This is a genomic window from Streptomyces sp. NPDC006711 (genome assembly GCF_042869775.1).
Lineage (GTDB): Bacteria > Actinomycetota > Actinomycetes > Streptomycetales > Streptomycetaceae > Streptomyces.
The window spans coordinates 199,202-220,122 of sequence record NZ_JBIAGO010000007.1; the positions used below are offsets into that span (position 1 = coordinate 199,202).

The 20,921-nt window shown below is 68.5% G+C and carries 16 protein-coding genes and 1 tRNA gene; 11 read left to right on the forward strand and 6 right to left on the reverse strand.

From position 1 onward, the window contains the following. Positions 1–14: 14 nt before the first annotated feature. The 3 genes from ACFYM2_RS17185 to polA form a co-directional block, all read right to left on the reverse strand. Complete coding sequence (locus ACFYM2_RS17185; protein ID WP_107090671.1) at positions 15–170, reverse strand: SPW_0924 family protein; 156 nt, start codon at positions 168–170, stop codon at positions 15–17. A 150-nt stretch (positions 171–320) separates the two neighbouring features. Further along, positions 321–2,027, reverse strand: a complete 1,707-nt coding sequence (locus ACFYM2_RS17190; protein ID WP_388836983.1) for a lytic transglycosylase domain-containing protein — start codon at positions 2,025–2,027, stop codon at positions 321–323. Positions 2,028–2,311: 284 nt separating this feature from the next. After that, positions 2,312–5,023: a DNA polymerase I gene (polA, locus tag ACFYM2_RS17195; RefSeq protein WP_388836986.1), complete on the reverse strand. Its 2,712-nt coding sequence runs from the start codon at positions 5,021–5,023 to the stop codon at positions 2,312–2,314. A 132-nt stretch (positions 5,024–5,155) separates the two neighbouring features. On the opposite strand from polA, the gene ACFYM2_RS17200 reads away from it, so the two are divergent. From ACFYM2_RS17200 to ACFYM2_RS17235, 8 genes are all read left to right on the forward strand, one after another. Next, on the forward strand, positions 5,156–7,450 hold the full coding sequence (locus tag ACFYM2_RS17200; RefSeq protein WP_388457280.1) for an FdhF/YdeP family oxidoreductase: 2,295 nt from the start codon (positions 5,156–5,158) through the stop codon (positions 7,448–7,450). An 84-nt stretch (positions 7,451–7,534) separates the two neighbouring features. Then, a complete protein-coding gene (locus tag ACFYM2_RS17205) occupies positions 7,535–8,002 on the forward strand; it encodes a hotdog fold thioesterase (protein WP_350229731.1) in 468 nt (155 codons plus the stop codon). 214 nt (positions 8,003–8,216) lie between these two features. Continuing rightward, a complete protein-coding gene (locus tag ACFYM2_RS17210; protein ID WP_388457278.1) occupies positions 8,217–8,669 on the forward strand; it encodes a hypothetical protein in 453 nt (150 codons plus the stop codon). Between the two features lie 412 nt (positions 8,670–9,081). Further along, on the forward strand, positions 9,082–10,296 hold the full coding sequence (locus ACFYM2_RS17215; RefSeq protein ID WP_359004677.1) for a branched-chain amino acid ABC transporter substrate-binding protein: 1,215 nt from the start codon (positions 9,082–9,084) through the stop codon (positions 10,294–10,296). 109 nt (positions 10,297–10,405) lie between these two features. Further along, positions 10,406–11,335: a branched-chain amino acid ABC transporter permease gene (locus tag ACFYM2_RS17220; protein ID WP_350229733.1), complete on the forward strand. Its 930-nt coding sequence runs from the start codon at positions 10,406–10,408 to the stop codon at positions 11,333–11,335. A 5-nt stretch (positions 11,336–11,340) separates the two neighbouring features. Then, on the forward strand, positions 11,341–13,137 hold the full coding sequence (locus ACFYM2_RS17225) for a branched-chain amino acid ABC transporter permease (RefSeq protein WP_388836989.1): 1,797 nt from the start codon (positions 11,341–11,343) through the stop codon (positions 13,135–13,137). Positions 13,138–13,142: 5 nt separating this feature from the next. Next, positions 13,143–14,006 carry an ABC transporter ATP-binding protein gene (locus ACFYM2_RS17230; RefSeq protein ID WP_388457480.1) on the forward strand — a complete coding sequence of 288 codons (864 nt, stop codon included), beginning with the start codon at positions 13,143–13,145 and terminating at the stop codon, positions 14,004–14,006. After that, positions 14,003–14,719 carry an ABC transporter ATP-binding protein gene (locus ACFYM2_RS17235; RefSeq protein WP_359004639.1) on the forward strand — a complete coding sequence of 239 codons (717 nt, stop codon included), beginning with the start codon at positions 14,003–14,005 and terminating at the stop codon, positions 14,717–14,719. The genes ACFYM2_RS17230 and ACFYM2_RS17235 overlap by 4 nt, the downstream gene beginning before the upstream one ends. Before the next feature lie 78 nt (positions 14,720–14,797). Here the strand turns inward: ACFYM2_RS17235 and ACFYM2_RS17240 are convergent, their stop codons facing one another. Next, the gene (locus ACFYM2_RS17240; protein WP_350229736.1) at positions 14,798–15,451 is read right to left on the reverse strand and encodes a response regulator; all 654 of its coding nucleotides are present in this window, start codon (positions 15,449–15,451) and stop codon (positions 14,798–14,800) included. 100 nt (positions 15,452–15,551) lie between these two features. On the opposite strand from ACFYM2_RS17240, the gene ACFYM2_RS17245 reads away from it, so the two are divergent. Both ACFYM2_RS17245 and ACFYM2_RS17250 read left to right on the forward strand, forming a co-directional pair. Then, positions 15,552–15,626: transfer RNA gene (locus ACFYM2_RS17245), tRNA-Leu, on the forward strand. A 107-nt stretch (positions 15,627–15,733) separates the two neighbouring features. Continuing rightward, entirely contained in the window at positions 15,734–16,525 is a 792-nt protein-coding gene (locus ACFYM2_RS17250; RefSeq protein WP_388836992.1) for a helix-turn-helix domain-containing protein, read from the forward strand. Positions 16,526–16,579: 54 nt separating this feature from the next. On the opposite strand, the gene pyk is transcribed toward ACFYM2_RS17250, so the two are convergent. Continuing rightward, positions 16,580–18,016 carry a pyruvate kinase gene (gene pyk / locus ACFYM2_RS17255; RefSeq protein ID WP_388836996.1) on the reverse strand — a complete coding sequence of 479 codons (1,437 nt, stop codon included), beginning with the start codon at positions 18,014–18,016 and terminating at the stop codon, positions 16,580–16,582. 189 nt (positions 18,017–18,205) lie between these two features. Next, on the reverse strand, positions 18,206–18,901 hold the full coding sequence (locus tag ACFYM2_RS17260; RefSeq protein ID WP_388836999.1) for an SIMPL domain-containing protein: 696 nt from the start codon (positions 18,899–18,901) through the stop codon (positions 18,206–18,208). 179 nt (positions 18,902–19,080) lie between these two features. Here ACFYM2_RS17260 and ACFYM2_RS17265 point away from each other — a divergent pair, with 179 nt between their 5' ends. Then, the gene (locus ACFYM2_RS17265) at positions 19,081–20,901 is read left to right on the forward strand and encodes a bifunctional metallophosphatase/5'-nucleotidase (protein WP_388837002.1); all 1,821 of its coding nucleotides are present in this window, start codon (positions 19,081–19,083) and stop codon (positions 20,899–20,901) included. Positions 20,902–20,921 lie beyond the last annotated feature (20 nt).

Sequence of the window (20,921 nt, forward strand, 5' to 3'; positions counted from 1 at the left end):
GACCCGCTCTTCCTCTACTTGGTCTGGGTGATCTTCCCTGGCGCGCTGGGGACCGTGGTGAGCAGCGGTTTCGGCGAGGTCTTTCCTTCGGGGGCGCCGATGGCCGACACGGTCAGGACGAGGGCGAGGGCGGCGGCAAGCCCGATCGCGGCAGCTATGAGGGCGCGCATGCCCGGCCTCCGTACAGCTGATGGGGCGTCAGAAACGGGATGGGATGGGCACCGTAGCAACGCCCGGCCGAGATGAGAACACGTCGAACAGCCCCTCTGCCGTCGGGCGGCGGAGGGGCTGCTGGGAAAGGAGGAGACCGGGGGCGCCCCTCAGGAGGCGGCGGCCACCGTCAGCTTGAGCGTGATCGTGGCGCCGCCCTCGGTGGTGACCCGGAGCAGGAACGTGCCGCTCTGCCCGTCCGCGTACATCTTCGGCAGGACCAGGAGACCGTTGGCGTCGGTCGTGAGGTCCTTGAGCTCACGGACCGGGTTGCCCTTGGCGTCCTTGAAGTACGGGCCCTTGTCGTTGACCTTGGGCGCGGCCTTCGGGTCGGCGCCCGCGACCATGGTGGCGGATGCCGCGACATGGGCCGCCGCGGCGCCCTTATAGGTGGCCTTGAGCGACACGGCGTTGGCGAACTCGCCACTGGGCACGGCCGTCAGCGCCTTGGCGTCGCCCTGGGTGAGGTCGTCGGCCTGGCGGGCCAGGACCGTGGCCTTCCACTCGACGGCGGCCGGCGCGGACGTGACGATCGTGGCGCGCACCGTGAACGTGCCGGTCTTCTCGCCGGCCTCGAGCACCGGCGCCACGGCCCTGCCGTCCGCCTCGGTGGCCACGGTGGCGGTGGTGGCACCGCCGGCGAAGCGGGTGTCGGTGTCCCCGGCGATCTCGAACCGCACGCTCACGCCCGCCATCGCCTTGCCGGACGCGTCCTTCACGAGCGCCGTGGGGTGAGCGGCGAAGCCGGCGCCGGCGGGCGCCGTCAGCTCCTTGGTGCCGGCGTCCTCCAGCGTCTTGGGGAACGGCACCGGGGTCGGCTTGGTGTCGCCGCCGGGCTTGGCCGGCGGGGGCGTGGGCCGCGCGGGCGTGGTGGGCGCCGGGTCGGGCTTGGTGGACGGCTTGGAGGCGGGCGGCGAACTCGGCTGGGAGGCATGCCCCTTGGGCGGCGCCTTCGGCGTCGCCGGCGGCTGCTTGGTGGTGGTCTGGTCACTGCGGCGCCCGGGCAGCGAGCCGGCGCCGTCGGGAACCTCGCGAGTGCCGCGCCGGTAGAAGTCGAACCACGTCGTGACCGTCGTCAGGTACTCCTGCGACTGGTTGTAGCTCAGGATCGCCTTGTCCAGGTCGGCCTTGACCGCGAGGTCGCGGCCATTGGCGCACAGGTAGTACCCGGTGGCGAGCGCGGCGTCGTAGACGTTGTTGGGGTCGTTGACGCCGTCGCCGTTGCCGTCGCGGCCCGCGGTCGCCCAGGTGGAGGGGATGAACTGCATGGGCCCCACCGCCCGGTCGTGCACCTTGTCACCGTCGTACGCGCCACCGTCGGTGTCGGTGATGTTGGCGAACCCGACTCCGTCGAGCACCGGGCCGAGGATCGGGGTGAGCGTCGTGCCGTTGGCGTCGACCCGGCCGCCGTTGGCGTGGCCCGACTCGACCTTGCCGATGCCGCCGAGCAGTTGCCACGGCAGGTGGCAGCCCGGCCGGCTCGTCGCGAGCGCCGCTTCCGCCTTCTTGTACGCGTCGAGCACCGTGGCGGGTATGCCCTGCTGGTCGCCGGTGGGGATCGTCGTCACCGGCGCGGTGGGCGCGACCGGGGGCGTCGGTGACGTGAGCGGCGGAAGGTCGGTGTAGTACGGCGAGTTGCCCGAGGCCGGGGCATCCGGCGTGGGCGTCGGTGTCGCGTCCGACGCCGACTGGTCGGCCGGACTGCTCGCGTGCACTACTGCGGGTGCCTGCGACGCGGAAAGCGCCGCCACCGCGAGCGCGGCGACCGCCGTGGTCCCCGCTCCCTTACGCAGTCGTCGGCCCATGTGCGGTGCCATACGTCAAGTCCCTCCCCGGTACTCGGCCGTTCGCGCTCCCCAGCGCGAGGACTCAGGTGACACTACGGCAACCGGCGGCGCCATGACAGCGCCGCCTGACCGGATTTCACTGATTCGCCACGTGAGATGTGCCGGGGGTCGACAGGGGAGCCTGCTCCGCATACCGAACACCGCTGGTCACTGACAGGAACTGAAATCTGTCAGCCGATGATAGAAAACGGTCATCCGTCATCCGTCACCTGCCGGCCCCCCACCCGCCACCCTGCACATCCCCCCAGCCCCCCTCAGTGCGCCGCCGACTCCCAGTCGTTGCCCGAGCCCACCGACACGTCCAGCGGGGCGCGGAGCTGCACCGCGCCCGCCATCTCGCGGCGTACCAGCGCCTCGACCCGCTCCCGCTCGCCCGGTGCGACTTCCAGGACGATTTCGTCGTGGACCTGGAGCAGGAGGCGGGAGGCGAGGCCCGCTTCGGTCAGGGCGCGGTCCACGTTCAGCATCGCCACCTTGACGATGTCGGCCGCCGTGCCCTGGATCGGGGCGTTGAGTGCCATCCGTTCGGCCATCTCGCGGCGCTGGCGGTTGTCGCTGTTGAGGTCGGGCAGGTAGCGGCGCCGGCCCAGCATCGTCTGCGTGTAGCCCGTGGCGCGGGCTTCCTCGACGGCGCGTTGCAGGTAGTCCCGTACGCCGCCGAAGCGCTCGAAGAACGTGTCCATCAGGCCGCGTGCCTCGCCGGCCTCGATGTTCAGCTGCTGCGAGAGGCCGAAGGCGGACAGTCCGTAGGCCAGGCCGTAGGACATGGCCTTGATCTTGCGGCGCATCTCCGGGTCGACCTGGGTCTTGGCCACGCCGAAGACCTGGGAGGCGACCGTGGTGTGCAGGTCCTCGCCGGTGGCGAAGGCTTCGATGAGGCCCGCGTCCTCGGACAGGTGGGCCATCACGCGCAGTTCGATCTGGCTGTAGTCGGCGGTGAGCAGCGACTCATAGCCTTCGCCGACCACGAAGCCCCGCCTGATCGCGCGGCCCTCGTCGGTGCGTACGGGGATGTTCTGGAGGTTGGGGTCGGTGGAGGAGAGGCGGCCGGTGGCGGCGACGGTCTGGTTGAAGGTGGTGTGGATGCGGCCGTCCGCCGCGATCGTCTTGACCAGGCCTTCGACGGTGACGCGCAGCTTGGCCTGCTCGCGGTGGCGGAGCATGACGACGGGCAGTTCGTGCTCGGTCTGGGCGGCGAGCCAGGCCAGTGCGTCGGCGTCGGTGGTGTAGCCGGTCTTGGTCTTCTTGGTCTTGGGCAGGGCCAGTTCACCGAAGAGGACTTCTTGGAGCTGCTTGGGCGAGCCCAGGTTGAACTCGTGGCCGACGGAGGCGTGCGCCTCCTTCACGGCTTGTTGCACCGCGCCGGCGAACTGCTGCTCCATGGCTTCCAGGTGGGCGCGGTCGGCGGCGATGCCGTAGCGCTCCATGCGGGCCAGGAGGAGGGAGGTGGGCAGCTCCACGTCGTGCAGCAGGTCGGTGGCGCCGACTTCCTTGAGGCGTTCGGTGAACGCGTCGCCCAGGTCGAGGACGGCTCGTGCCTGGGTCATGAGGGCGGCGGCTTCGGCTTCGTCGTCCGCGCCGAAGGCAAGCTGTCCGTCGGCGGCGCCTGCCGGGGCGAGTTCGCGGCCGAGGTACTCCACCGACAGGGCGTCCAGGGCGAAGGAGCGGCGGCCGGGCTTGACGAGGTAGGCGGCGAGCGCGGTGTCCATGGTGACGCCTGCGACGTTCCAGCCGTGTTCGGGGAAGACCCGCATCGCGGCCTTGGCGTTGTGCATGATCTTGGGCTGGGCGGCGTCGGCGATCCAGGCGGCGAAGGCCCGCTCGTCGTTCTCGTCGAGCTGGGCGGGGTCGAACCAGCCGGCGGTGCCGTCGGCGGCGGCCAGCGCGACCTCGCTGACGCTGCCGGTGCCCAGCGCCCAGGCGTCGACGGTGGCCACGCCCAGCGGCTGCCCGCTGTGTCCGGCCAGCCACGGAGCGAGTTCGCCCGCGCCCAGGACCGTGCCGTCGATGTCGACTCCGGCGGCGGGCTGGGGCGCCTGTGCCTCCGCGGCGCCGGGGTCGACGGCGAGGAGGCGTTCGCGCAGTGAGGGGTTGCGGATCTCCAGGACGTCCAGGACGCCGGTGACCTTGGCGCGGTCGTAGGGGGCGCGTTCCAGTTCGGCGGGGCCCTTGGGGAGTTCGACGTCCTTGACCATCTCGGTCAGGCGGCGGTTGAGCTTGACCGATTCCAGGTGGTCGCGGAGGTTCTGTCCGGCTTTGCCCTTGACTTCGTCGGCGCGCTCGGCGAGCTCCGCGAACGAACCGAACTGGTTGATCCACTTCGCGGCCGTCTTCTCACCGACGCCCGGGATGCCCGGCAGGTTGTCCGACGGGTCGCCGCGCAGCGCCGCGAAGTCCGCATACTGCCGCGGGGTCAGGCCGTACTTCTCCTCGACCTTGGCGGGCGTGAACCGGGTCAGCTCGGAGACGCCCTTGGTGGGGTAGAGGACGGTGACGTGGTCGGAGACCAGCTGGAAGGAGTCGCGGTCGCCGGTGACGATCAGGACGTCGAAGCCGGCCGCCTCGGCCTGGGTGGCGAGGGTGGCGATGATGTCGTCGGCCTCGAAGCCGTCGGTGGCGAACCGGTCGACGTGCATCGCGTCGAGCAGTTCGCCGATCAGCTCGACCTGGCCCTTGAATTCGTCGGGGGTCTTGGAGCGGTTCGCCTTGTACTCGGGGAACTCCGTGGCGCGCCACGTCTTGCGGGACACGTCGAACGCCACCGCGAAGTGGGTGGGTGCCTCGTCACGCAGTGTGTTCGCGAGCATGGACATGAAGCCGTAGACCGCGTTGGTGGGCTGGCCCGTCGCGGTCGTGAAGTTCTCCGCGGGCAGCGCGAAGAACGCCCGGTACGCCAGGGAGTGGCCGTCCATGAGGAGCAGGCGCGGTCGGGTTTCCGGGGTCTTCTTCGATGCCGTCTCAGCCATGCCCCCGATCCTGCCACGCCCCACTGACAATCCTGGCCAGTCCCGTCCGGCCGCCCCTGGCGCGGCTGTCAGTGGCGCGTGACAGGATCGAAGACGTACGCATCTCGTGTTCGCTCGAAGGGGATCAGCGCCATGGTCAGCAAGCCGCCCGCAGGTGATCCGGTCCAGGACGCGCCGCAGGTCGCCGCGCCCAAGCATGCCGCCGCAGGTCTCCCCGCCATCGGTCACACCCTGCTCATGGCGCAGCAGCAGATGGGCGTGCGCCGCACGGCGCGAACCCTGCTCAAGGTCAATCAGAAGGACGGTTTCGACTGTCCGGGCTGCGCCTGGCCCGAGGGCGACAAGCGGCACACGGCGGAGTTCTGTGAGAACGGCGCGAAGGCGGTCGCCGAGGAGGCGACGCTGCGCCGGGTCACGCCGGATTTCTTCGCCGCCCATCCTGTCGCCGATCTCGCCACCCGCAGTGGGTACTGGCTGGGCCAGCAGGGCCGCATCACCCAGCCGATGTATCTGCCCGAGGGCGCCGAGCGGTACGAGGCGATCACCTGGGAGCGGGCTTTTGAGATCATCGCGCAGGAGCTGAACGCGCTTGCCTCCCCCGACGAGGCGCTGTTCTACACCTCGGGGCGCACCAGCAACGAGGCGGCTTTCCTGCTTCAGCTCTTCGCCCGCGAGTTCGGCACCAACAATCTGCCGGACTGTTCCAACATGTGTCATGAGTCGTCGGGTTCGGCGCTGACGGAGACGATCGGTGTCGGCAAGGGCAGCGTCTCGCTCGATGATCTGCACCAGGCCGACCTGATTGTGATCGCGGGGCAGAATCCGGGCACCAACCATCCCCGGATGCTGTCCGCTCTGGAGAAGGCGAAGAACGCCGGCGCCAGGATCATCTCGGTGAATCCGCTGCCGGAGGCGGGCCTGGAGAAGTTCAAGAACCCGCAGACCCCGCAGGGCATGCTCAAGGGCGCCTCTCTCACCGATCTTTTCCTGCAGATCCGCATCGGCGGTGACCAGGCGCTGTTCCGTCTCCTGAACAAGCTGATCGTCGAGACGCCGGGCGCCGTCGATGAGCTGTTCGTGCGCGAACACACCCATGGTTTCGAGGAGTTCAAGGCCGCGGCGCGCGCGGCGGACTGGGATCGGACGCTGGCGGCGACCGGTCTGAGCCGGGCCGAGATCGAGCAGGCGCTGGCGATGGTGCTCGCCTCCAAGCGCACCATCGTGTGCTGGGCGATGGGTCTGACCCAGCACAAGCACTCCGTGCCGACCATCCGCGAAGTGGTCAATTTCCTGCTGCTGCGCGGCAACATCGGCCGCCCGGGCGCCGGTGTCTGTCCGGTGCGCGGCCACTCCAATGTGCAGGGCGACCGCACGATGGGCATCTTCGAGCGGCCCGCTCCCGCGCTGCTCGACGCGCTGGAGAAGGAGTTCGGTTTCGCCCCGCCGCGCCACCACGGCTATGACGTCGTACGGTCCATCGAGGCGTTGCGCGACGGCAGGGCGAAGGTGTTCTTCGCCATGGGTGGCAACTTCGTGAGCGCCACTCCCGACACGGAGGTGACGGAGGCCGCCATGCGCCGGGCCTCGCTGACCGTCCATGTCTCCACCAAGCTCAACCGCTCGCATGCCGTGACGGGCCGGCGCGCGTTGATCCTGCCGACCCTGGGGCGTACCGACAAGGACGTGCAGGCAAGCGGGCGGCAGTTCGTGACCGTGGAGGATTCGATGGGCCTGGTGCACGCCTCGCGCGGCAACCTGGCTCCCGCGAGCCGTCATCTGCTGTCCGAGCCGGCGATCGTGGCCCGTATGGCCCGGGCCACGCTCGGCGCGTCCTCGGTGGTGGACTGGGCGGAGTTCGAGCGGGACTACGCCACGATCCGCGACCGCATCGCGCGCGTGGTGCCGGGCTTCGAGGACTTCAACGCGAAGGTCGCGCGCCCCGGCGGGTTCCAGCTGCCGCACGCGCCGCGCGATGAGCGGCGTTTTCCCACCGCCACCGGCAAGGCCAACTTCACGGCCGCCCCGGTGGAGTTCCCCGAGCTTCCCCAGGGCCGGCTGCTGTTGCAGACGTTGCGCTCCCACGATCAGTACAACACCACCATTTACGGTCTCGACGACCGCTACCGCGGCATCAAGGGCGGCCGGCGTGTGGTCCTGGTCAACCCGGCCGACGCGGCCGGACTGGGCCTGGCGGACGGGGCGTATGTGGATCTGGTCAGCGAGTGGAAGGACGGTGTGGAGCGGCGCGCGCCGGGTTTCCGCGTCGTGCACTACCCGACCGCGCGTGGCTGCGCCGCCGCCTACTATCCCGAGACCAATGTCCTGGTGCCGCTGGGCTCGACGGCCGATGTCAGCAACACCCCGGCCAGCAAGTCGGTGGTGGTGCGTCTGGAGAGGCCCGGGCAGGAGGGCGGGGCCGGGCAATGAGAGCTGCGCCCTAAGCGTCTGCTCAGTCATCTGGTATGACGGTGGCGACAGCGCAGCAACCGCAGATGAACGGAGCCGGAGCCCATGGGCGAGCAGAGCAGCGTGAAGTTCCCGCAGGAAGTCGTCGACGAGTACGCGTCCCTCGGTGTCGACCTGCCCGCGATGTTCTCCGCCGGGCACCTGGGCACCCGCATGGGCGTGCGGATCATCGAGGCGTCGGCCGAGCGGGTCGTGGCGACCATGCCCGTCGAGGGCAACACCCAGCCCTACGGTCTGCTGCACGGCGGCGCCTCGGCGGTCCTGGCCGAGACGATCGGTTCGGTCGGCTCGATGCTGCACGGCGGCCACACCAAGATCGCGGTGGGGGTGGACCTGAACTGCACCCACCACCGGGGGGTGCGCAGCGGTCTGGTCACCGGGGTCGCCACGCCCGTGCACCGGGGGCGCTCGACGGCCACGTACGAGATCGTGATCACTGATGAGCAGGACAAGCGGGTCTGCACGGCCCGTCTGACGTGTCTGCTGCGTGACGCGCCCGGCCAGAAGGACTGAACCCGCCGCAGCGCTCCTCTCCCGGCATGGGGGGCAAGCCCCTCCCAGCGCCACCTCTCCCCCGGCGAAGGGGTCAGGCCCCTCCCCCGGCCGCCCCCTCCCGGCGCAGGGGATCGACCCCCTCCCTACGGAGGGGTCAAGTCCGTTTCGTGGCCGATGAGTTGACGACTCGTCGGCCATTGTCACATCACGCTCCGCGCCCTAACTTCGTGCCATGAGGCCCAAGCAGCGGTCGAGGGTACGACTCATCCTGCCGGGCGCGTTCCTCGCGGTGGCGGCCCTGGCGGGCTGCACCGCCCAGCCCGCGGGCCCCTCCCGAGCCGCCACCCGCAGCGGCGTCGAGGCCAACTCGCCATCCCCCGGGGCCACTTCGCCCCAGGACCTCTGCGTCCGCCTGATCACCTACTGGGCGCGGCAGGAACTCGACCAGGGCAAGGGCTCTGGCCTGGACTATCAGGAGAAGGGCCTGTCGGACGGGCAGAACGAGATCCTGCTGGCCGCGCTGGCCGCCGCCCGGCCGGAGCGCGCGGCTCACGGCGCGGCCGCGGGCGACCGGGTCGTCGAGCGGCGCGCACGCGAAGGTTGCGATGAGCGCTATCGCAACGGCGCCCCCTCGGGCGGCCCTTGGGCGCAGACGCAGCCGCCCCTCCCCTCCGCGTCACGGTAACGCTGCGTAATGGGCGGGCGGGGTGCCGGGGACGCCATCCGGCCGCCGGCGACCCCCTTCCCGGCCACCGCCCGGCTTACGGACGTCCCGAGGCCCGTCAGGACCATGATCCCCTCAAGCCCCTTAGCGGAACTGGGCGTTCTCATCATGCGAGAAATCCCTGTGTACGGACATGCCGGAAAGGTCCGCCCTGTGCCACCACGGTTTGGCCTTGGCATAACAAGAAAGTCACATCCTGTCCCGGCCGCTCCCCACCCTCCCCGGCTGCGCTTAGAGTCACGGCCAGTCACCGCGCCGCCGGGTGCGACTGCTGCACGGCCCTTACCGATCAGTACGGCCCGGCGACCGACACGGCACCTCACTCACGGGGAAGGCCGCGCCAGGGAAAGGACCCATCGTGCGACACCGTTCCTTGCTCATCCTCACCACAGTGCTCACTTCAGGCGCACTCACCCTCACCGCCTGCGGATCGCGCGACAAAGGCGGCGACGACAGCAGCGGCAAGAAGCAGACCGTCGTCATCGGCGTAGACGCACCCCTCACGGGTGACCTGTCCGCCCTCGGCCTCGGCATCAAGAACTCCGCCGACCTCGCCGCCCAGACGGCCAACAAGCAGAACCTCGTCCCCGGCGTCCAGTTCAAGACCCAGCCGCTCGACGACCAGGCGCAGCCCTCCGTCGGCCAGCAGAACGCCACCAAGTTCATCGGCGACAAGAGCGTCGTCGGCGTCGTGGGCCCGCTCAATTCCAGCGTCTCGCAGTCCATGCAGAAGCCGCTGAACGACGCCGGGCTCACCCAGATATCCCCCGCCAACACGGGCACCGAGCTGACCCAGGGCAACGGCTGGAAGACCGGCGACAAGGTCCGCCCGTACAAGACCTTCTTCCGCACCGCCACCACCGACCAGGTCCAGGGCGCCTTCGCCGCCAAGTACCTGTTCAACAACGCCAAGATCGACTCGGTCTACCTCATCGACGACCAGAAGACCTACGGCGCGGGGCTCGCGGCCTCCTTCAAGGACACCTTCACCAAGCTCGGCGGCAAGATCGTCGGCAGCGACCACATCAACCCCGACGACCGCGACTTCAACGCGATCGTCGCCAAGGTCAAGGCCACCGGCGCCAAGGCCCTGTACTACGGCGGCGAATACCCGGCCGCGGGACCGCTGTCCCAGCAGCTTAAGGACAGCGGCACCGCCATCCCGCTGATGGGCGGCGACGGCATCTACAGCGCCGACTTCATCAAGCTCAACAAGAAGGCCAACGGCGACCTCGCCACCTCCGTCGGCAAGCCCGTCGAACAGCTCGACTCCGCCAAGACCTTCATCGCCAACTACAAGGCGGCCGGCTACAAGGACGCCTACGAGGCCTACGGGGGCGGCACCTACGACGCGACCTGGGCCATCATCGAGGCCGTCAAGGACGTCGTCGCCGCCAACAACGGCAAGCTCCCCAGCGGCGACCTGCGCGCCAAGGTCCTCGACGCCGTCGGCAAGGTCACGTTCGACGGCGTCACCGGCCCCGTCTCCTTCGACCAGTACGGCGACACCACCAACACCATGATGACCGCCTACAAGGTCACCGACGGGGCCTGGAAGCCCGAGCTCAGCGAGGCCTACAAGCCGTAACCCCGGCGCCACCGCGCCATCTCGCACACCCGCACACCAAGGACCGCGCGGGAGCGCCACGAGCGCCCCCGCGCGGTGCCATATCCGATCACTTCACGGAGGCCCCGCGGTGCACGAACTGCCGCAACAGCTGGCCAACGGACTCATCCTCGGCGCGATGTACGGACTGATCGCGATCGGGTACACGATGGTCTACGGCATTGTCCAGCTCATCAACTTCGCCCACGGCGAGATATTCATGGTCGGGGGCTTCGGGGCTCTCACCGTCTTCCTCGCGCTCCCCTCAGGCTTCTCCCTCCTCGCCGCCATCCCCCTCATGATCATCGGCGGCGTCATCGTCTCCGTCCTGGTGGCCACCGCGGCCGAGCGCTTCGCCTACCGGCCCCTGCGCGGCGCCCCCCGTCTCGCCCCCCTCATCACCGCGATCGGCCTCTCCCTCGCCCTGCAACAGGCCGTGTGGAAGTGGTACCCGGACGCCAAGAAGGATCGTTCCTTCCCCCAGTTCGACGGCGGCGCCTTCCACGTGCTGGGCGCCAGCGTCCAGCGCGGCGACCTCTTCATCCTCATCGCCGCCCCCCTCTGCATGATCGCCCTCGGGTTCTACGTCACCAAGACCCGCACCGGCCGCGGCATGCAGGCCACCGCCCAGGACCCCGACACCGCCAAACTCATGGGCATCAACACCGACCGCATCATCGTCATGGCCTTCGCCATCGGCGCCGCGTTCGCCGCGATCGCCGCAGTCGGCTACGGCCTCCACAACGGCCAAGTCGGCTTCCGCATGGGCTTCATCATGGGCCTCAAGGCCTTCACCGCGGCCGTACTCGGCGGCATCGGCAACATCTACGGAGCCATGCTCGGCGGCATCGTCCTCGGACTGGCCGAAGCGCTCGCCGTCGGCTACGTCGGCAACATCCCCAGCATGGAACTGTTCGGCGGCGGCGCCTGGAAGGACGTATGGGCCTTCGTGCTGCTCATCCTCGTCCTCCTCATACGGCCCCAGGGCCTGCTCGGCGAACGCGTCGCGGACAGGGCGTGATCACCATGACCACCAACACCACCCGCGCCCACGACAGCGCGACCCCGCTCATCCCGCTCCCCCAGACCCCGGCCCGCCACGCCGTCACCGCCGGCGCCGCCCTCGCCCTCATCGGCACCTTCCTGGCCTGGACCTGGACCAGCGACTTCCCCGGCGACCTCACCGTCACCGGCTACCCCGGCGGCCTCCAGCTCCTCACCCTCACCGGCGCACTGCTCACCCTGCTGTTCGCGCTCTCCGCGTACGGCATCAAGGGACTGCGCTGGCTGACCCCCGGCGGCACCGGCGCCCCCCTGCGCCTGCTCGCCCTCGCCACCTTCGCCACCACCGCCTACACACTGGGCGCCATCTCCGGCGACCTCGGCGGCATCGTCAACCTCGAACCCGGGGCCTACGTCTCCGGCGCCGGCTCCCTCATCGCCCTCATCGGCGCCTTCGCCCTGCCCGGCGACGTCCCCGGCACCGACACCACCGGCGACAGCCCCTGGCAGCGCCTGCGCCACACCCTGGCCGCCCCCGCCCCCCGCCCCGCCCGCGCCATCCCCGACTGGGCCGGCATCCTCATCATCGTCGCCGCCTTCGCCATCGGCCTCTACGTCTTCGCGTACGGCATCGACACCGCCTACACCGAACTGTTCATCGGCTTCCTCATCACCGCCGTGTTCACCTTCGCCGCCCTCACCCAAGCAGGCCTGCTCGCCCGCCTGTCCGCGCTCACCGCGCACCACCGCACCATCACCCTCAGCGCCGCCTTCGTCGCCGCGATCTGCTTCCCCTTCACCCAATCCAGCGACGAATACTCCCTCATCGGCGCCAACATCCTGATCTTCGCCACCGTCGCTCTCGGCCTCAACGTCGTCGTCGGCCTCGCCGGCCTCCTCGACCTCGGCTACGTCGCCTTCCTCGGCGTCGGCGCCTACGCGGCCGCCCTCGTCTCCGGCGCGAGCACCTCCAGCATCGGCGTCCACTTCCCCTTCTGGGCCGCCATCCTCGTCGGCGCCGGCGCCTCCCTCGTCTTCGGCGTCCTCATCGGCGCCCCCACCCTGCGCCTGCGCGGCGACTACCTCGCCATCGTCACCCTCGGCTTCGGTGAGATCTTCCGCATCACCATGAACAACCTCAACGGGAACAGCGGACCCAACGTCACCAACGGCTCCCGCGGCATCCCCGCCATCCCCGACATCACCATCTTCGGATACGACCTCGGCATCAGCCACGACGTCGCCGGCTTCACCCTCGGCAAACCCGGCAACTACTACCTCCTGATGCTCCTCATCACCCTCGTCGTCGTCACCGTCTTCCGCCGCAGCGCCGACAGCCGCATCGGCCGCGCCTGGGTCGCCATCCGCGAAGACGAAACCGCCGCCACCGCCATGGGCATCAACGGCTTCCGCGTCAAACTCATCGCCTTCGCACTCGGCGCCACCCTCGCCGGACTCGCCGGCACCGTACAGGGCCACCTCACCAGCACCGTCACCCCCGAGCAGTACCAATTCGCCGGCTCCGTACCCCCCAACTCCGCCTTCCTGCTCGCCGCCGTCATCCTCGGCGGCATGGGCACCATGAGCGGCCCCCTCATCGGCGCGGCCCTGCTCTACCTCATCCCGGCCAAACTCCAATTCATGCAGGACTACCAGCTGCTCCTGTTCGGAGTCGCCCTCATCGTCCTCATGCGCCTGCGCCCCGAAGGCATCATCGCCGACCGCCGCAAAAAGCTCGAATTCCACGAGACCGGCCAACTCGACACACCAGAAACCAGCCTCACCGACACACCCGTCGGCGTCACCAAGGCGGGGGCGTGACCAGCATGACCACCACCACGACCGACACCGTCCTCCACGCCAGCGGCGTCACCATGCGCTTCGGCGGACTCACCGCCGTACGAGACGTCGACCTCACCGTCAACAGCGGCGAAATCATCGGCCTCATCGGACCCAACGGAGCGGGCAAAACCACCTTCTTCAACTGCCTCACCGGCCTGTACGTCCCCACCGAAGGAAAAGTCACCTACAAAGGCACCGTCCTTCCCCCCAAACCCCACCTCGTCACCCAGGCCGGCGTCGCCCGCACCTTCCAGAACATCCGGCTCTTCCCCAACATGACCGTCCTGGAAAACGTCCTCGTCGGCCGCCACACCCGCACCAAAGAAGGCCTCTGGTCCGCACTTCTGCGCCTGCCCGGCTTCAAGAACGCCGAAAACGCGTCCCGCGAACGAGCCATGGAACTCCTCGAATTCACCGGACTCGCCGCGAAAGCCGACCACCTCTCACGCAACCTCCCCTACGGCGAACAACGAAAGCTCGAAATCGCCCGCGCACTCGCCAGCGAACCCGGACTCCTCCTCCTCGACGAGCCCACCGCCGGCATGAACCCCCAAGAAACCCGCGCCGCCGAAGAACTCATCTTCGCCATCCGCGACCAGGGCATCGCCGTCCTCGTCATCGAACACGACATGCGGTTCATCATGAACCTCTGCGACCGCGTGTCCGTCCTCGTCCAGGGCCAGAAACTCCTCGAAGGCACCCCCGAAACCGTCCAGGCCGACGAACGCGTCATCGCCGCCTACCTCGGCACACCCTTCGAAGGCGCACCGGGCGACGAGGAGAACGCCGAAGTCGAAGCGGCCGAAACGGCGCGCAGCACCACCGCCACCGAAGGAGACACCCCGTGACCGCACTCCTCGAAGTCGAGGACCTCCGGGTCGCCTACGGCAAGATCGAAGCCGTCAAAGGCATCTCCTTCAGCGTCGAAGCAGGAGAAGTCGTCACTCTCATCGGCACCAACGGCGCCGGAAAAACCACCACCCTGCGCACCCTCTCCGGCCTCCTTGAACCCCTCGCCGGAAAAATCACCTTCGACGGCAAACCCCTCGCCAACGTACCCGCGCACAAAATCGTCGCCCTCGGCATGGCCCACTCCCCCGAAGGCCGCCACATCTTCCCCCGCATGACCATCGAGGACAACCTGCGCCTCGGCGCCTACCTCCGCGACGACAAACCCGGCATAGAAAAAGACATCCAGCGCGCCTACGACCTCTTCCCCATCCTCGGAGAACGCCGCAAACAAGCAGCCGGCACCCTCTCCGGCGGCGAACAGCAAATGCTCGCCATGGGCCGCGCACTGATGTCCCAGCCGAAACTCCTCATGCTCGACGAGCCGTCCATGGGACTCTCGCCGATCATGATGCAGAAAATCATGGCCACCATTACCGAACTCAAAGCCCAGGGCACCACGATCCTGCTCGTCGAACAGAACGCCCAAGCCGCGCTCTCCCTCGCCGACCACGGCCACGTCATGGAAATCGGCACCATAGTCCTCTCCGGAACCGGCCAGGACCTCCTCCACGACGAATCCGTCCGCAAGGCCTACCTCGGCGAGGACTGAGCCCCGTCCCCTAAGACAGTGGCCCGCGTCCGGCACTCCGGACGCGGGCCACACCCGTACGCGTACTGACGGCGGGGACTATTCCCCCTTCGCCGCCTTCTTCTCCTCGGCGTCCTCAATGACCGCCTCGGCCACCTGCTGCATCGACATCCGCCGGTCCATCGACGTCTTCTGAATCCACCGGAACGCCGCCGGCTCCGACAACCCGTACTGCGTCTGCAACACCGACTTCGCCCGGTCCACGAGCTTGCGCGTCTCCAGACGCTGCGAAAGGTCCGCGACCTCCCGCTCCAGCGCCTTCAGCTCCGTGAACCGCGACACCGCCATCTCGATGGCCGGCACCACATCGCTCTTGGAGAACGGCTTCACGAGATACGCCATCGCTCCGGCGTCCCGCGCCCGCTCCACCAGGTCCCGCTGACTGAACGCGGTCAGCATCAGCACCGGCGCGATCGACTCCTTCGCGATCAGCTCCGCCGCCGAGATCCCGTCCAGGACCGGCATCTTCACATCCAGGATCACCAGATCCGGCCGGTGCTCCCGGGCCAGCTCGACGGCCTTCTGCCCGTCCCCGGCCTCACCGACGACCGCGTAGCCCTCTTCTTCCAGCATCTCTTTGAGATCGAGCCGGATCAGGGCCTCGTCCTCGGCGATCACCACGCGGGTGGTCAGCGGGGGGACGTGCGACGCGTCGTCGTCTGCGACGGGCTGGGGCGACTCGGGGGCGGTCACGGGGGCTCCTCGGTGCGGGGCAGATACTGCTCCCCATGAGCGTACCTAGCTGCGGTATGGTGGTCGCCAAGCGGGTCGAGGCAAACCTTCGATCCAATGGGCCCCGGTAGCCCAATCGGCAGCAGGCGATGCTCTCAAACAGCATACAGTGTGGGTTCGAGTCCCACCCGGGGCACTTTTCCTTCGTTTCGAAGGCCGGATCTCGGAAAGCGGAGGATCACGTTCGCGTGGACCTCTGCTTTTCGCTACGCGGTGCAATGGCCAGCCACTCAGGGTAGCCACATGACCTTTCATGGCACTCAGATGCGACAGACCGCGCTCACCATGCTTCGCAACGGAGCCAAGAACGCAGATGTGGCACGGCGGCTCGCAGTCCCGCTCGGCACGGTCAGCTACTGGAAGCACGTCGACCGCGTGAAGCGGGGCGAACCGGTATCTGTTCGGGCCTCCTTGCTCTGTCCGTTGTGCGACAAAAGGCCACTGGACAGGCCCGCCTACGCCTACTTGCTGGGGCTCTACCTTGGCGACGGACACATCAGCCACTATGCGGGGCACCGCGTTCTCAGCTTCATCGTCACGCTGGACGACGCATGGCCGGGCATTCAGACGGAGGCCGAATACGCCATGCGTGCGGTCTTCCCGCACAACGCCACCTGCCGCGTACGCGCAAAGGGCGCTCACAACATCAAGGTGTACTTCAAACACCTGCCGTGTCTGTTCCCTCAACACAGACCGGGCAAGAAGCACCAGCGAAAAATTGTGCTCGCGGAGTGGCAGCAGCAAGTCGTCGATGAGTCTCCTTGGCCGTTCATACGGGGCTTGATCCACTCCGATGGCTGTCGCATCATCAACTGGACCGAGAAGACCATCGACGGCGAGCGAAAACGATACGAGTACGCCAGATACTTCTTTTCCAACGCCTCCGCCGACATTCTCGGGCTCTTCACGGCGTCGCTCGACAGCGTCGGCGTGGAGTGGCGGCCGTCCAACCAGAGTCGAGCGGTGCAGAACATATCCGTCGCCAAGCGGAACTCCGTCGCCCTCATGGACCAGCACATAGGCCCCAAGTACTGACGCACGGCGGGGCGGCCCCCCGCGAGGGGTACGGCAAGGGGCCACGGCCCCGGGCTACTTGGGGCTGTCGTCCTCGCCGATGTGGTGGACTCGGACCAGGTTGGTCGAGCCGGGGACGCCGGGTGGGGAGCCGGCGGTGATGACCACCACGTCGCCCTTCTGGCAGCGGCCGACCTTGAGGAGCATCTCGTCGACCTGCGCCACCATCTCGTCGGTGGATTCGACGTGCGGGCCGAGGAACGTCTCCACACCCCACGTGAGGTTGAGCTGGGAGCGGGTGGCGGGGACGGGGGTGAAGGCCAGGAGGGGGATCGGGGAGCGGTAGCGGGACAGGCGTTTGACCGTGTCGCCGGACTGGGTGAAGGCGACGAGGAATTTGGCGCCGAGGAAGTCGCCCATTTCGGCGGCCGCCCGGGCCACCGCGCCGCCCTGGGTGCGGGGCTTGTTGCGGTCGGTGAGGGGTGGCAGGCCCTTGGCGAGGACGTCTTCCTCGGCCGCTTCGACGATGCGGCTCATCGTCTTGACCGTTTCGACGGGGTGTTTGCCGATGCTGGTCTCGCCGGAGAGCATCACCGCGTCGGTGCCGTCGATGACCGCGTTGGCGACGTCGCTCGCTTCGGCGCGGGTGGGGCGGGAGTTGTCGATCATCGAGTCGAGCATCTGGGTGGCGACGATGACGGGTTTGGCGTTGCGCTTGGCCAGTTTGATGGCGCGCTTTTGCACGATGGGCACGAGTTCCAGGGGCATTTCGACGCCGAGGTCGCCGCGCGCGATCATGATGCCGTCGAAAGCGGCCACGATGTCGTCGATGTTGTCGACGGCCTGGGGCTTTTCGATTTTGGCGATGACGGGCAGGCGCCGGCCTTCTTCGTCCATGATGCGGTGGACGTCGGTGATGTCGTGGCCGCTGCGGACGAAGGACAGGGCGATGATGTCGGCTCCGGTGCGCAGGGCCCAGCGCAGGTCTTCCTCGTCCTTGTCGGACAGGGCGGGGACGGAGACGGCCACTCCGGGCAGGTTGAGGCCCTTGTGGTCGGAGACCATGCCGCCCTCGATGACGAGGGTGTGGACGCGGGGTCCGTCGACGGCGGTGACCTGGAGGGCGACTTTGCCGTCGTCGACGAGGATGCGTTCGCCGGTGGTGACGTCGCCTGCCAGGCCCGCGTAGGTGGTGGCGCACAGGTGGCGGTCGCCGGGTGTGCGCGGTTCGGTGGTGATGGTGAACTCGTCGCCGCGTTCAAGGAGTACGGGGCCTTCGCGGAATTGTCCGAGGCGGATCTTCGGGCCTTGAAGGTCGGCGAGGACGCCGACGCTGCGGCCGGTTTCCTCGGCGGCGTCGCGGACGTGGCGGTAGCGCGCTTCGTGTTCGGCGTAGGTGCCGTGGCTGAGGTTGAAGCGGGCCACGTCCATTCCGGCTTCGACCAGGGTTTTGATCTGGTCGTATGTGTCGGTGGCTGGCCCTAGGGTGCAGACGATTTTGGCTCGGCGCATGGTGCGAGCCTAGGGGCTTACCCATGGGTAGGTATTTCGTCCGGGGTTACTGCTCAACGACCTTTGTGTGAAGGGTGGTTGACAAGGGTTGACGTGTGCGCGGGGGCGCTCCGATGAGCGGGTCGGGGCGCCCGGTGGGGTTCGCGCGGCGGGGGTGCGCAGGGGGCGCGTGCAGGGTGCGTACGGGTGCTACAGGGTGGGCGGGGCCATGATGAAGCGGGCGTTGACGCGGGCGCGGACACACTGGCGTTGGGGTTCGAGGTCGAGGGCGGCGGCGGGTTCGGCGGCCGCGGGGGCGGCCGCGCGGAAGGCCATGCCGCCGCCGGCGGGGCCGCCGTAGCCGGGGGCGGGGCTGTCGGCGCCGGGGTCGGAGAGTTCGACCAGGGCGGCGAGGGTGGTGCCGAGGGCGTCGGCGTATTCGCGGGCACGTGCGACGGCTTGCTGGACGGCGCGGCGGCGTACGTCGCCGTAGGCGGGTGAGTCGGGGCGCAGGGACCACCAGGGGCCCTCGACCCGGGTGAGTTCGAGGTCGGCGAGGCGGGTGGTGAGTTCGCCGAGCGCGGTGAAGTCGGTGAGTTCGGTGGTGACGCGGACGGTGGCGTGGTAGGTGCGGACGCGTTCGCCCCGGCCGTGCCGGGAGAGTTGGGGGGTGAGGGTGAGGGCGCCGGTTTCGAGTGCTTCGACGGCCGGGCCGTAGGACTTGATGAGGTCGATGACGTGGGCGTTGCGTCGGGTGAGGTCGTCGAGGGTGGCGCGGCGGTCGGTTCCTCGGGTGACGATGGTGATGGCGATGCCGGCGAGTTCGGGGTCGACTTCGAGGTGGGCTTCGCCGGTGACGGCGAGCCGTGGCTGGTCGGGGGTTCCGTAGGGCTGGGTGTCGGTCATGGGTCCACTGTGGCACCGTGCCCGGTTTTTTGGTGGTGGGTGTCTCGTCAGGGGCCGGTCATCAGATCGCAACCTGCCGGGGGTGTCGCGGGCGGTGGTTGTGCGTCAGAATCCGTGGGTCTACGCGCGTCGGCGTCCGCTCAACTTCTACGCGCGTCACACGACTTCAGGGAGAGAGCATGCCGCTGAACCGCAGGACGTTCCTTGGCACCACGGCCGCCGCCGGCGCCGGGGTGGCCGTGGCCGGGGGGATCGCCGCGCCCGCCGAGGCCGAGGGCCGCCACGAGGAGCTGGGCCATGGGCACGGGCGTGAGCCGAAGCGGTACGCGTTCTCGGTGATGGGCACGACGGATCTGCACGGCCACGTCTTCAACTGGGACTACTTCACGGACAAGGAGTACGACGACGCGGCGCACAACGACGTCGGTCTGGCGAAGATAGCGACGCTGGTGGAGCAGGTCCGCGAGGAGAAGGGCCGGCACAACACGCTGCTGATCGACGCGGGTGACATCATCCAGGGCACGCAGCTGTCGTACTACTACGCGCGGGTCGAGCCGATCACGGGCTCGCCCGGCAAGCGGGGCCCCAAGCACCCGATGGCGCTCGCGATGAACCGGATGGGCTATGACGCCGCGGCGCTCGGCAACCACGAGTTCAACTACGGCATTCCGACCCTGCGCGCCTTCCAGGACCAGCTCGACTTCCCTCTCCTCGGCGCCAACGCGCTGGACGCGAAGACGCTGAAGCCGGCGTTCCCTCCGTACACGGTGCGGCGGCTCAAGGTGCCGCACGGGCCGGATGTGAAGGTGGGCATCCTCGGGCTCACCAACCCCGGGATCGCGATCTGGGACAAGGCGAACGTGCAGGGGAAGATGACGTTCCCCGGTCTGGTGGAGCAGGCGAAGATCTATGTGCCGAAGCTGCGGGCGCTGGGCTGTGACGTGGTGATCTGCACGGATCACTCGGGCCTTGACGGTTCCACGTCGTACGGGGACGCGCTGCCCTATCCGGAGAACGCCTCCTCGCTGGTGGCGGAGCAGGTGCCGGGGATCGACGCGATTTTGGTGGGTCACACCCACAAGGAGGTGGCGTCGCGGACGGTGGTCAACAAGGAGACCGGCAAGTCCGTGGTGCTGTCCGAGCCGTACATGTGGGGCATGCGGCTGAGCGTCTTCGACTTCGCGCTGGAGTTCTCGCGGGGCCGCTGGCATGTGACGTCGGTGACGGCGGGCGTGCGCAACGCCAACACGGTGGCCGAGGACCCGGTGGTGAGGCGTCTGGTGAAGGCGGAGCACGACAAGGTCGTGGCGTATGTGAACCAGGTGGTGGGCACCAACGCGGCGGAGATGCGTTCGGACCAGGCGCCGTTCAAGGATGTGCCGATCATCGATCTGATCAACCACATCCAGGCGGAGACGGTGAAGGCGGCGCTCGCGTCGACGGCGTACGCCGCGCTGCCGGTGCTGTCGCAGGCGGCGTGTTTCTCCCGGACGGCCGTCATCCCTGCGGGCAAGGTGACGATCAAGGACGTCGCGGGTCTGTATGTGTACGAGAACACCCTGGAGGCACGATTTCTGACGGGTGCTCAGGTCAAGGCGTACCTGGAGTTCTCGGCGAACTATTACGTGCAGACGACGGGCGCGGTGGACCCGGCGAAGATCACCAACGCGAACAGCACACCGGATTACAACTATGACGTGGTGAGCGGTGTGTCCTACGAGGTGGACATCGCCAAGCCGGCGGGCTCGCGCGTGTCGAAGGTGATGTTCGGCGGGAAGCCGCTGGATGACGCGGCGCAGTTCGTTCTCGCGGTGAACAACTACCGGGCCAATGGTGGCGGCAACTTCCCCGGGGTGGCTACCGCCAAGCAGCTGTGGGCGAACTCCGACGAGATCCGTAACACGATGATCGCGTGGGTGAAGGCGAAGGGTGTCATCGATCAGGCGGAGTTCGCTTCGGTGGACTGGAAGCTGACGCAGAACGGTGTGCCGGTGTTCTGAGCCGCCGGCCAGGCGAAACG